Source organism: Bacillus sp. R86525, from assembly GCF_042466195.1.
Lineage (GTDB): Bacteria > Bacillota > Bacilli > Bacillales > Bacillaceae_G > Bacillus_A > Bacillus_A nitratireducens.
In genome coordinates this window covers 2,865,440-2,878,582 of the sequence record NZ_JAXHPX010000007.1, presented here as the reverse complement: position 1 = coordinate 2,878,582, position 13,143 = coordinate 2,865,440, and the positions used below count along the sequence as shown (strand labels likewise).

The 13,143-nt window shown below is 32.7% G+C and carries 11 protein-coding genes and 2 pseudogenes; 8 read left to right on the top strand and 5 right to left on the bottom strand.

Features of this window, described 5'->3' with window-relative positions; genetic code table 11:
* Positions 1-21 precede the first annotated feature (21 nt).
* On the bottom strand, positions 22-1,713 hold the full coding sequence (locus SJY24_RS17400) for a M3 family oligoendopeptidase (RefSeq protein WP_377865606.1): 1,692 nt from the start codon (positions 1,711-1,713) through the stop codon (positions 22-24).
* A 17-nt stretch (positions 1,714-1,730) separates the two neighbouring features.
* Complete coding sequence (locus tag SJY24_RS17395) at positions 1,731-2,669, bottom strand: DMT family transporter (RefSeq protein ID WP_377865605.1); 939 nt, start codon at positions 2,667-2,669, stop codon at positions 1,731-1,733.
* A gap of 125 nt (positions 2,670-2,794) precedes the next feature.
* Here SJY24_RS17395 and SJY24_RS17390 point away from each other — a divergent pair, with 125 nt between their 5' ends.
* The 4 genes from SJY24_RS17390 (at position 2,795) to SJY24_RS17375 (ending at position 6,890) form a co-directional block, all read left to right on the top strand.
* On the top strand, positions 2,795-4,165 hold the full coding sequence (locus tag SJY24_RS17390; RefSeq protein WP_377865604.1) for an aminotransferase-like domain-containing protein: 1,371 nt from the start codon (positions 2,795-2,797) through the stop codon (positions 4,163-4,165).
* Positions 4,166-4,412: 247 nt separating this feature from the next.
* Positions 4,413-4,829 (top strand): VOC family protein, encoded by a 417-nt coding sequence (locus tag SJY24_RS17385; protein WP_377865603.1) that lies wholly within the window; start codon positions 4,413-4,415, stop codon positions 4,827-4,829.
* Between the two features lie 229 nt (positions 4,830-5,058).
* Positions 5,059-5,820, top strand: coding sequence for a glycosyltransferase family 2 protein (locus SJY24_RS17380; protein ID WP_377865602.1), 762 nt, complete (start codon positions 5,059-5,061; stop codon positions 5,818-5,820).
* A gap of 191 nt (positions 5,821-6,011) precedes the next feature.
* Positions 6,012-6,890, top strand: coding sequence for an SDR family oxidoreductase (locus tag SJY24_RS17375; RefSeq protein ID WP_377865601.1), 879 nt, complete (start codon positions 6,012-6,014; stop codon positions 6,888-6,890).
* A 234-nt stretch (positions 6,891-7,124) separates the two neighbouring features.
* Here the strand turns inward: SJY24_RS17375 and SJY24_RS17370 are convergent.
* A pseudogene (locus SJY24_RS17370) lies at positions 7,125-7,778 on the bottom strand (CPBP family intramembrane glutamic endopeptidase).
* Between the two features lie 424 nt (positions 7,779-8,202).
* Here SJY24_RS17370 and SJY24_RS17365 point away from each other — a divergent pair.
* On the top strand, positions 8,203-8,406 hold the full coding sequence (locus SJY24_RS17365; protein ID WP_377865600.1) for a hypothetical protein: 204 nt from the start codon (positions 8,203-8,205) through the stop codon (positions 8,404-8,406).
* 35 nt (positions 8,407-8,441) lie between these two features.
* Here SJY24_RS17365 and SJY24_RS17360 read toward each other — a convergent pair whose 3' ends face one another.
* The gene (locus tag SJY24_RS17360; protein WP_377865599.1) at positions 8,442-8,684 is read right to left on the bottom strand and encodes a hypothetical protein; all 243 of its coding nucleotides are present in this window, start codon (positions 8,682-8,684) and stop codon (positions 8,442-8,444) included.
* Between the two features lie 118 nt (positions 8,685-8,802).
* On the opposite strand from SJY24_RS17360, the gene SJY24_RS17355 reads away from it, so the two are divergent.
* The 3 genes and pseudogenes from SJY24_RS17355 (at position 8,803) to SJY24_RS17345 (ending at position 11,229) form a co-directional block, all read left to right on the top strand.
* On the top strand, positions 8,803-9,729 hold the full coding sequence (locus SJY24_RS17355) for a zinc-binding dehydrogenase (protein ID WP_377865598.1): 927 nt from the start codon (positions 8,803-8,805) through the stop codon (positions 9,727-9,729).
* An 81-nt stretch (positions 9,730-9,810) separates the two neighbouring features.
* Positions 9,811-10,668 (top strand): annotated as a pseudogene (locus SJY24_RS17350) (NAD-dependent epimerase/dehydratase family protein).
* Positions 10,669-10,731: 63 nt separating this feature from the next.
* A complete protein-coding gene (locus SJY24_RS17345) occupies positions 10,732-11,229 on the top strand; it encodes a DUF421 domain-containing protein (RefSeq protein ID WP_001022986.1) in 498 nt (165 codons plus the stop codon).
* An 85-nt stretch (positions 11,230-11,314) separates the two neighbouring features.
* On the opposite strand, the gene SJY24_RS17340 is transcribed toward SJY24_RS17345, so the two are convergent.
* A complete protein-coding gene (locus tag SJY24_RS17340; protein WP_377865597.1) occupies positions 11,315-12,808 on the bottom strand; it encodes a multicopper oxidase family protein in 1,494 nt (497 codons plus the stop codon).
* Positions 12,809-13,143: the final 335 nt, after the last annotated feature.

Here is a 13,143-nt window from a genome sequence, read left to right as displayed (position 1 = left end):
GTATAGGTGCATCTTTTTTACTTATATTTGTTCAAGTAAATTTAATTCTTCTTCTACAAATGCCATTAATTCTTTTATTGTCTTACTAGAAAAATCAAAACGAATTCCAGCTGCTTCATATACCTCTGGTAAGGATTCAGAGCTACCTAGAGATAATGCTTGTTTGTAATTTTGTAGTGCTTGTTTAGGATTCTCTTTATATTGTTTATACATTTGCAATGCACCAAGCTGCGCGATTGCATATTCGATATAATAGAATGGTATTTCGAATATGTGTAGTACAGGTAACCAGCCAGTTGCTATCCAGTTTTCATAACCTTCAATATTTACCACATTCGATTGGTAAGTGTGATGTAATTCTAAATATTTTTCATTTCTTTCTTTAGCAGTATGATTTGGATTTTCATACATCCAATGTTGGAATTGATCAACGATAAGCATTTGTGGTAAATACTTAACAATATCTTTAAAGAAATCTAATTTTGCTTTTATAAATTCTTCTGTATTCTCATAAAATGTATCCCAATACTCCATCGAAAACAATTCCATTGTCATGCTAGCTAGCTCAGCTGATTCTGAAGGGATTTCTAAATATTTTTGTAGCTCTAGCTGCTTCATACATTCATTATGAATACTATGGCCCATTTCATGGAGGAAAGTAGTAACATCATAATGTGTATGATTGAGATTCATAAAAATAAAAGATAATTGAGAAGCAGGTAAGTGTTCGCAAAATCCTCCAGGTGCTTTTCCTTTACGACTTTCTAAATCTAAGCAATCATTTTTATGCATACGGCTCAATAATGCAGAAAATTCTGGGTCTAGTTTTTGTAAAATATGAGAACTTTTTTCGATTAAATCACTCTCGTCTTCAATGGGTTTTAATACTTTTTGATTTGGTGCGGCTGCTTTTAGATCCCACGGACGAAGTGTATCTACTTGAAGTTCAGCTTTTTTCTCATTAAATATATTATCAATAAGTGGCACAACGTATTTACGAACGGATTCTGCAAGTTCATAGCAATCATCAGCCGTATAATCAAAACGTTCATATTTTTTAAACATATAATCACGATAATTATCTAATTGAATGTTTTTTGCCTTTTGGTGACGGATTGCAATTAATTCATTTAAAATATGTTGTAAATTATTTTCAACAGATAAGAATTTTTCAGAAATGAGCGTTTTTGCTTTTTTTCGTATATCACGATTCGGATTTTGTAAGTAAGACTGTAGTTCAGTAATTGTTTTTTCTTCGCCATCCCATAGTGCAGTCAAACTGCCTGTAATTTCGAAGTACTCGGTTACTAATTTGTCTTCTTTTACTTCTAAATCAATGTTCTTTTCACAAAATAATGTTTGCGCATTTTTTATTTTTTTATCTAGTAAGCTATAAGTTTTTGGATCAAGTTGCATTCGAAATGGTGACTCTAAATATTTATTATCAAAGGAATTTTGATAACGTTTCAAAAGAGGCCTTACATATTGTTGATCATATTCAAACGTATCTTTTATTTCTTTGTTATCTGTATTACATTGAAAGTCAATATAGTGTGCTCTTAATTGTTCTTCGATTTCCCATATTAATTTCGACTGTATTTTCAGCCAATTTTCTAAATCTTCTCCTGAAGAAATGGGTTTACTTAATAAAGTAGACAATTCGTGCTCTAGCTCATATATATTACGGATATCGATCGTATTAGAGTTCTGCATTATTTACCCCTCACTTTTTATTTACTCAAGGAGGTATTCTTTTTTTTCGCTATGATTCCTTTTTTTTCTAGAAAATTTGTGCCTATTACTCCAAGAACAATCATAAGTGTACCGACAATATGATAATAGGCAATTTGCTCGTGTAAGAATACAACGCCTGCGATAATGGTAATAAGTGTAGATAAGTTGCTAAAAACACTTATTTTGGCTGCTTCAATATAAGATAATGAATAGTTTAATAATAATGCTGTCAGTAAGGATGATAGTAATCCTAAATATAAAATGGAGATAAGAAATGTGCTGTTCGTAAATGGCTTAAAGTATACAGTTGTTGTACCTTTGTTTATATGGCTGACGATAGCGATTAAATTAAAAGTAATAAAACCAATTGCTGTCATTGTGTATGTTAAATCCATTAACTTGAATTTCTTTGTCATTTTTCGAGCTAACACATTATAGCAAGCAGATGATAATGCCGATAATAAAATGAGAATAACCCCGATGAAATTCGTTTCATGAGCTCCTATACCATTCATGATAAATATATATATGACACCGACGACAGAAATAAATACAGATGTTTTTTGCCATGTATTCGTATACTCTTTTAAAAAATAGGAAGCGAGTATCATTGTAAATATAGGAATAGCTGCTTGTATAATTCCAGCTTCAGAAGAACTTGTATATACTAATCCAAATGCTTGGAAAGCAAAGAATAGTGCCGGATAAAATATTGCGAGTGGTAAAAGTGCAAGTATGTTTTTGAATGAAATATTTAACTTTACGAAACCGAAAATAACCGGAATATTTGCTGCTATGAAGGCAACTGTAAAACGGTGAGCCAGTGTATCAAGAGGACTCGTAATGGTTAGTGCTAGTTTCACAAACATAAATGAAAATCCAATAATAAATGAATAGAGTAATGCTGATATATATGCTTTTGTTGTATTTTTCATAATTTCACCTCATAGTAGTTAATTTCTTACTGGCCAGTATACGTACATAGTAATCCTTCTGATCTAGTGCTACAATGTGAACAAATACAAACTGTACCGGTACAAAAAATATAGGAGGTGTAATGATGTATAAGTATTTACATGTTTTGAACGACTTAGAAAGTATGATTCAAAATGGTGAGATAAAAGAAGGAAAGAAATTACCGTCTATACGGTCGCTTGTTACACAATATGAATGTAATAAGGCGACTGTAATACGAGCGCTGCATGAATTGGAAAAGCGTCATATTATTTATTCTGTACCTCAAAGTGGATACTACGTTGTGAAGAAATCTGGAAGTTACGTAGAAAGTAACGAGATTATTGATTTCGCTTCTTCAGCCCCAGATTCAGATGTTTTTCCATACTTAGATTTTCAGCATTGCATTAATAAAGCGATTGATACCTATAAGAATGATTTGTTTATATACGGAACACCGAAAGGGTTACCATCTTTAATTTCGGTTGTGCAAAAACAGTTAGCAAACTATCAAGTTTTCACGAAGGAAGATAATATATTTATAACGTCGGGTGTGCAGCAAGCACTTGCTATATTAACTTCAATACCATTTCCAAATGAAAACGAAACGATACTAATTGAGCAGCCAAGTTATCATTTATATATTGAATATGTAGAAATAAATAAGATCCCTGTGATCGGAATAAAGCGTACACATGAAGGGATAGATTTAAATGAACTAGAGAAGATATTCCGCACAGAAAAAATTAAATTCTTTTATACAATACCAAGGTTTCACCATCCACTTGGAACGTCGTATTCTAAAAAAGAGAGAGAAAAGATTATTCAACTTGCGAAGAAATATAATGTATTTATAGTGGAAGATGATTATTTAGCAGATTTAGAAACTGATTCAAAAGTTGATCCTTTTTACAGTCAAGATAATTGTAACCATGTTATATATTTGAAAAGTTACTCAAAGATTATTTTTCCAGGTTTACGAGTTGGTGTTGCAGTTATTCCACCAGCTATTGCAAATACTTTCAATAAATATAAAAAGATATTAGATATTGATAGTCCGATGATTTCTCAAGCTGCTTTAGAAATTTATATAAAGAGCGGAATGTTTGATCGGCATAAACATAAAATTAAAGCATCTTACTACAATAGGTCAAAGAAACTAGCGGAAGTAGTAGAAGGTGTTCAAAATGAAAACCCACGTTTGTTTACTTATAGATCTGTAGATTCAATTGGAATACACACGTGTTTACAGTTGAAAAGAAACATAGTTACGGATACACTTATTAAAAATTTAAGCAAGAGTCAACTAAGCATAGATTCTATTAATAAAAATTATTTGAGTAACTTTCATAAAGAGAGATTGTTGAAGTTAAATGTATCTAATGTAAAAGAAGAAAAGATTGAAGAAGGGATTGGCAAAGTAATTGAGGAAATAAAACGAATGAACCGTGTAGATTTTCAGTTTAAAAAAGAATAATGCTTATGAGGGGGCCTGCTTTGAATAGAATAGAATAGCCTTGTTTGTATGTACCGCTCTGGTTGAGTCACAATAATAATGTTTAATTACAAAAAAATCGTTCCATACATGATATACCATTAAAAGGTCGTTTTTTTGAATAAAAATAAGAGAATGGGGTCTTTGTAAGTAATTTAAAGGTAGTCCAGAAGATGTTATATCGTTTAGTAGGAGGAAGTATTACTCAACATTATGGAGGGAATCGATTATGAGCAATACACAAACATTACGAGGACTAACTACAGTTAGTTTTTGGACAGATGATTTAGCAGCTGCAAAAAAGTGGTACGCTGAGCTATTAGGAAGCGAACCATACTTTGAACGCCCAGGATATGCCGAATTTCGCATTGGAGACTACCAACATGAGCTAGGTTTAATCGATAGCCGTTATGCGCCAGTTGGTACAGTGACCGGTCCAGCTGGTGCTATCGTGTATTGGCATGTTGATGATGTAACAGCAACTTTCAATAAGCTGTTGTCTATGGGGGCGAAAGAATATGAGGCACCTACAGAGCGCGGCGTGGGATTCACTACCGCTTCCGTAGTTGATCCCTTCGGAAACATATTAGGCATTATGTACAATCAGCACTATTTAGATGTGCTGATTTCGAGCGAAAAAGCGTGAACCTCGCTGTTGCACAATGAGGCATAGGGCGTAATACTAATCAAATTTAATTCATATTATTTAACCCCTTTCTTAACATCAGAACGGGGTTATGCTTGTTTTACATTTACTGTTATGTTTTAAATACTCCGAAGTAAACTTTTAAATAACAGTTTACCTTCAGTTTCTATAATACAACCTAAATTAATATATATAGTAGATATTTACTTTATAAAATAAGGGGGATATTATGACTGAAACAAAAGAATCGTTAGCAGGGAATCTAGAAAAAGATGTGAAGTTTTCTATTATAATTCCTGCACACAATGAAGAAAAGTACATTAAAAAATGTTTGGATTCAATTGCAAAGGCATCAGAGGCATATAAAGATCAAACTGAAGTCATAGTTGTTTTAAATCGCTGCACAGATAACACAGAAGAAATAGCAAGGTCTTATAACTGTATTACATTAAAAAATAACGATAAAAACTTATCCAAAATCCGAAATGAAGGGGCCGAAATAGCTAGTGGAGAAATAATCATTACTATAGATGCTGATACCCAAATGACAGAGTTTATGTTGTCTAATGTAGACAAATATTTCGCTTCAGGTAAATACATTGGTGGTGGGGTAACTGGGAAGTTTGAAAGGATGTCTTTAGGAATATTCGTTTCCGCAATGTTAATAATAATCCCCTTACTTTTTAAGTATGGAGCTATATCTGTAGGGATTTTTTGGTGCTATAGAAAAGACTTTATGGCAATCAACGGATTTAATGAAAACATGCTTATGGCTGAAGATGCAGATTTCGCTAAACGATTAAAAGAATGGGGAAAGCAAAATAATAAGAAATTCGGTACAATTAAAAATGGAATGATAACTTCATGCAGAAGATTTGATAAATATGGAGACTGGGCTTTACTTAAAAATCCAAAAGTAATCTTAGCTTATCTAAAAGGAAATGATAAAAAATACGCAGATAAAACATATTATGATAACCAAGAAAGGTAACTGTGAAGATTTCCCAAACGAATCACCCTCAAATGAACTGGTGAATCAAGATAAATAACTGCAAGTTGAGTTTGTGGTAAATTTATTTTAAAATGTATTACTCTAACCACCCCTAATCCTTCATAAGAATTAGGGGTAGTTAGAGTGTACTATAAATAATTAAACTTGATCAAACAACTAAGGAGAATCACATGAAACCATTACAAGGTAAAATAGCAGTTGTAGCCGGGGCAACAAGAGATGCTGGAAGAGGAATTGCGATGATGCTTGGTGAAGCGGGTGCAACTGTATATGTAACAGGAAGAAGTACTAAAGGGAATTTATCCTGTATGGGAAGAACTGAAACGATTGAAGAAACGGCAGAGCTTGTTACAAAGCATGGCGGAATAGGAATCGCAGTTCGTGTTGACCATACAGTAGAAGACGATATTAAAGCATTATTTACAAAGATTCAAGAAGAACAAAATGGACAACTTGATATTTTAGTAAATGATGTTTGGGGTGGCGATCCTTTAACGGAATGGGAGAAACCTTTCTGGGAACACAATCTACATAACGGATTATTAATGCAACAAAGAGCGGTTCATTCTCATATGATTACAAGTCATTACGGTGTGCCATTAATGGTAAATAATAAAAAGGGACTCGTAATTGAAATTACAGATGGTGTCGACTATCAATACAGAGGAAATTTATATTATAGTTTAGCAAAAATCTCAACGATTCATTTAGCAGAAGCAATGGCGAAAGATTTAGAACAACACAATATTACAGCAGTTGCAGTTAGTCCAGGATTCCTTCGTTCAGAAGCGATGTTAGATATATTTGGTGTAACAGAGGAAAATTGGCGAGACGGAGCAAAACAAGATCCTCATTTTATTGCATCAGAAACTCCTTTCTTTGTTGGAAGAGCAGTAGCAGCTTTAGCAAGTGATCCAAATGTTCATGAAAAAACGGGACGAGCGTTAAGTTCATGGGAATTAGGAAGAGAGTATGGATTTACAGATATGGACGGAAGACGCCCAGATTGGGGGAAATATTTTGAGGAGAATGTTTTGAATCAAAATTAATGTTTTTAGAGCACTCAATAGCTGAGTGCTCTTTTTCTTTATACTGTACATAAATAATAAAGTCCTCTTAAAAATAAAGTGAAACTTTAATCAGTGTGGAGGTGTCCATTCTCCACTGATTATTAGCCTTCACCAATCGGGTGTTTACGGGCAGTTATCTCCCACCTAACTTCCTAGCATTCGCCGAATTTTGAGATGGGAGTCTTACTGCCCGCAAATAGAGGGATAAAATAGTTATTTAAAAAGCATTGGTACAAATGAAATACAGTCAAAAATAAAGTGACAAATCCAACTTACCCAAATACTTTTTGAATTTTTTCATATATAATTTAGTGCTAATCTAATTGGGATTATAGTTATTAATAACTGCATTGGCACAAAACCATAAGCTGGAATATGCCACAAAGCGAACAACAAACTACATATTAATGATGCCGTGCCAAATTTTAATCCTAATTTTTGTAATGCGATAATTATATTAGTGCAAATCAATTCTTCACCCATTAACATAAAGGGCACACGGAATAAAATCATAGAAATACTTATTACTTCAGCAACGGAATTTTTAGTTGCAGGTTCAAAAATGTAACTGAATATTAAGTTGGAAGCCATACCTACGATAATTGTTAAAGGCACACCCCAAAGTAATGTCTTAATATTAAAATGTTTAAATTGCTCTAACGATATTTCCCCTAAAAAATAGTATCCAATAATTGCACATAATACAACATTCCATAAAGTTTCAAGAATCATTTCTAATACTTCAGGTATATTTCCCCCTAAAACTGCGAAAAGTTGATATACAATCCCGGAAATAATTAATAATCCCAAAGCTAAAAGAGATTTTGAATCAATTTTCTTCTCTGTTCCTATAATCTTTGTTTCCACAACAACCCCTTCTTTCTTATTTTTTGTTAATTATGAATTTATAATAGCACATTATTTTCCGAAATAATGGTAATTGAGACGGGCATAATAATTTTATTTTTTTAAATCAGTAAGTCCAAGATTAGGAGCTTACTTGCAAGAATCATTTACACCAAAACCTATTATTAATATTGTGATTAAATTAAAGTATTTTGAAAATGGTATGAAATAAAGTAATTATTAAACAAAAATAATAATCGCCCATCAAATTTTTGAGTAGGCGATTATTGTATTTCTAAGAACAAAATTAAACAACTTTATTATCTCTACACATATATCGCATAAAACATTTTTAAAATTTTATTAAATAAATGGAAAAACATTACCAAATAAATGATATCCTTAAAGTATAGTTTTTATTTTGTATAGGAGGGTGATGGAGTATATGGCGGTACGTATAATCGATGATTTACAACAATTCTCTTTATTACTTATGTTTTTGAGTACATTAATATTTTACAGATACTTAAAGAAGATTAAACGAGAGAGAAAACTGACTTCTTTCGAATGGACAATGTATTTTGTCACTCAATTCGCGACTTCCATTTGGGCAATTACTTATTTTATTAAATTCTTGTCTGAATCGTAAGTTACATTAAACCATTTTAGTTTATTAGATTATTGTTATCTATTAGGGATATAAATATAGTCCGTGTCTAAATCAATGACGACATCGCTTGTAATGTTTTCTTGTAATGACTTTGGAATGTTTTCAAAATGATATCGTGCACAAAATAAACTTACAAGATTCTGATTAGATAACTCTTCATTTTTCACGTTTAAATACATTACTATTAACTGGTTAATAGAACAGTTAGGACCAATAGCATACTCATTAATTCCATATCCATCAAATTCAATTATCATGTTAACACTATTGGTTGCTAGCCAACATTATAGCTTTAATTTTGGATGAACCTTTCCTATTGATTATTATAGCTTAAAGTTTAGTGAGAATATATTTTTATAAAGTGAGAGGGTAGTAATGGAACAAAATAAATTAGTTCTAGAAGGGCCTAAACAACTGAAGTGGCAAACGGATAAAATTAGGTCTTTACAGGATGATGAAATTATCGTTAAAACAATCGCAGGTGCAATTAGTATTGGAGCAGAGTTACCACAGTATAAAGAATCGGATGTTACAGATACAAATCCTTTTTATCCAAGAAAAACCGGATATGAAAGTTATGGTGAAGTTATTCAAGTTGGTAATAAAGTAACAAATTTAAACGTAGGCGATAAAGTGGTTTCTTTTTATGGGCATCAAACGATAGGAATAGTTAAGGGACATAAAGTAATTCGAATACCTAGTTATATAAAGTCTAAAGTTGCCTTATTATCCATTCTTTCATGTGATGCTGCCAAAGGGGTATTAAAATTAAACCCTCGACAGGATAGAAAGGTACTTATTACTGGAATGGGAGTTATGGGTTTACTCACATGTTATTTCTTAAAATACTATGCAGGTGTGGATCATGTGGATGTGGTTGAACCTAATAGAAATAGAAGAGACTTTGCAAAGAAATTTGGTGCCAAAAACATATATGATTCAGAAGAGCGAATAATAGAAACATATAATTACGGTTTTGAATGTTCAGCTACAAATAGCGGATTTCGTACATTGCAAAAAGCCCTTAATAATAATGGTGTAATATGTATACTTTCTGATGGTAATAAAGAAGAACTAACATTAACCGCCGACTTTTATCGGAAAGAATTGCAAATCATTGGGTCAAGTGACGGATATGATTATCCAAAACATGCAGATTGGTTTTTTAGAAAAATAGAACAAACACCATTTATAGAAGAAATTTTTCAACATGAAATACATTATACTGCACTCGTACAATGTTTTGAGGAATTGAGTCAAGGTATTATTAACCCTTTAAAAGTATACGTTTCATATGAATAATGAAAAAACTAACCAAATATTTGTCACATACTTTACATATGTTTCGTCACATTTATGATAACAGAATGAGGAGGAACATATATGAAGATTTTTGTAGCAGGTGCAACGGGTGTAATAGGACGTTCTTTATTGCCAATGTTAATAAAAGAGGGATATACGATATTTGCAATGATTCGTAATGAATCGCAAGTAGAAGCAATAAAGAAAGTTGGTGCTATACCAGTAATAGCCGATGTATTTAATCGTCATACTGTATTTTCTGTATTAGAAGAAACAAATCCCGATGTAGTTATTCATTAATTAACATCATTGTCTTCATGGGATTTTGAAGATAATGCAAAAATTAGAATTGAAGGTACTCGTAATCTCGTTGACGCAGCTAAAAATGTAGGTGTAAAGAAAATAATTGCTCAAAGTATTTCGTGGGCATATGAACCAGGAGATACGCTTGCATCAGAAACAGATCCGCTAGATTTTTCAGCTCCTATGCCTCGCCAAGCTACGATAAATGGTATTACTAAATTAGAAGAAACAGCCTTTGAATTATCCGAAGCAGTTATACTTCGATACGGTACGTTATATGGACCTGGAACGTGGTATACGGAAAATGGAGTGATTGCGAATCAAGTTCGAAATAACGAAATTGTTGCGACGGATGGGATAAGCTCGTTTATACATGTCGAGGATGCAGCTAGGGCAGCAGTGTTAGCTCTTAATTGGCCCTCAGGTATAGTAAATATAGTTGATGATTACCCAGCTACTAGTAAAGAGTGGTTACCGATATATGCAACTGCAATAGGGGCACTTAATCCTAAGATTCAAACGGGGAAAAATAGCTGGGAGAGGGGTGCTTCAAATAATAAAGCACGTAATGAGTATGGATGGATACCTTTATATCCTTCATGGTCTGAAGGGTTTAAAGATTTGATGAGTATGTGAAATATCATAAAAATCTTTTAATGGGAATACTAGTAACATTCACAATTAAAGGATTGGACTGTAATGAATATACTTTTTGAAAGCTTTATTTTAATCCTCACTGGAATTGTTGTTTTAAAAATGACAGGTAGTAAGTCCGTTAGCCAAATGACCAGAGCTGAAATTATTATTGTTGTTTCTATAGGTCGTATTATTGTAGAACCTATATTAAGTAGGAAAGTAGTCCCATCTATTTTTACTGCGTTTATTTTTGCAAGTGTTTTACTTATCATTCATTTTTTTGAATTGAAATCACGAAAATTAGAAAAGTTTCTCAATGGAACTAGCATTATTGTTATAGAAAACGGAAAGATTTTAAAAAAGAATTTATTACGTGCAAAAATGTCAGAACAACAATTGTTTATGCATCTGAGAGAAAAAGGTATACATGAAATCAAGAATTTACAACAGGCAACTGTAGAAACGAACGGACGTATTGGGTATCAACTAACTACCACGGCACAGCCAGTTACTTTAGAAATGTTAGAAAAGCTATTAGAGCAATACAATCTTAAAAAATAGTTATAGATTGAAAAGTGCTTATACATAAAGGTACTTTTCGCAAATATGTAAAAGTCCCTTCAGTAATTCTGAAGGGACTTTCGTGTTACTTTTTGTATTTAATAAGACTGGAAGGTATGATTTTTAAAGGTCGCATCATATCATGGTCTTCATGCTCTAAACGATGACAATGCCATACATAATCTCCAGAATAGGGTTCAAACTTCATAATAATTCGAACGATTTGTTCACCTGCTACTAGTACGGTATCTTTTAAACCGAAATCAGCTGGGAGAGGATCTAATAAGTTTCCATTCAAATCATGACGATCAAGAACTTGAAAATTAACTAGATGTATATGAATAGGATGAATCCCAACGGTCAAATTTACTAACTCCCATATTTCAACAGAATTTAATAAGGGTGTTTCTGTCACTGGATCGGCCCATTCTTTATTATCTAATAAAAGCATGAGACGCCCAAATTCATCCTCTGAGTCATTTAACGTTAATCGTCTTACTTTCTTTACTTTTTCTACGGGAATAAAGTCAATGTTACTTAATTTGCATGGTATTTTACTTTTATCTGGGCAGGATAATCGTTTCGTTACTTGGAACTCCATAATCTCACCAGTTGGATTATCTAAATCAATTCCATTTTGTAAAACTACTTTTTTTCCTTCAAACCTTGAAAAATCAATAATAATGTCAATACGCTCTGCTGGTGAAACATCTAAACTTTGTACTTTAATCGGCCGTTTAAGAAGGCCTCCATCAGTTCCTATTAAAAAGAATGAGCTAAGGTCACTTAATTGGAACTTGTATGTGCGAGTATTAGAAGCGTTTAATAAACGAAATCTATATTTGCGGGGCTCCACTTTTAAAAATGGCCATACTTTCCCGTTGACTGCAATTGTATTTCCTAAAAATAGAGAAACAATAGAAGGGTATGGTAAACCTGGTGATGGATCTTCAGGTTGAGCAGGATAAAATAGGGAACCGTCCGGATTAAAAAATTTATCTTGAACGATAAGTGGTATTTCGTATTTACCTTTAGGTAGGGGTAGTGATTTTTCTTCTTTATCACGAATCAAGTAAAGTCCTGCAAGACCTGCATATACATTTAAACGAGTAATCCCAAGTGCATGATCATGATACCAAAGGGCGGTTGCTCGTTCTCGATTCGTATAATGATAAATCTCTTTTACGAAACTAGGTCCTGTTTGTTGAAAGTTTTTCGTAAACCATGCTTCAGGATGACCATCGCTATCTGGTTCACTTGGGCTTCCATGTAAATGTACAACAGTTCGTACTTCTGGGTTATCATGCGCCCCGTGAACGGTTGTATCAACAGGTAAGAAGTGTTTTTTAGGTAAATCGTTTGACCATCTCACATATACAGGATGATCTTTTTTTACCTCAAATGTTGGACCAGGTACCATTCCATTATAACCCCATACTTTCGTCTTTGGTAAATCACTATGAAACTTGTGTAGCGTTTCAATCATACGTACATCATAAAACGGCTTACCTTTATATGTTCCTATAGGTTTTATTACAGAGGGAATCGGAAGGGGATCAATAAATTTTTTTAATTCCAAATATCGCTACCTCCTTTCGTGTAATATAGTATATTCTATTACGTGAATGTTATATTGTTTGTATACTTGACCAACAAAATCATTGATATATCCCTTATACATGTGAATCTAATATGACTTAAAATAATATACAGAAAAATTTAGTGGTCTAAATGCTTATTCAAGGGTTTTAGGCTGTGGACCATCCGGATTTTCTTGAAATTTACAGAGGAAGATATTTTACTGGACATAACAGAAAATCTATTTGATTTAGTATGTGCTTGTATTTTACCAAGGGTGATGACGATCAATGTTGCGATTAACAACAACATTAAAGTTCAAAAATAAACAGAATG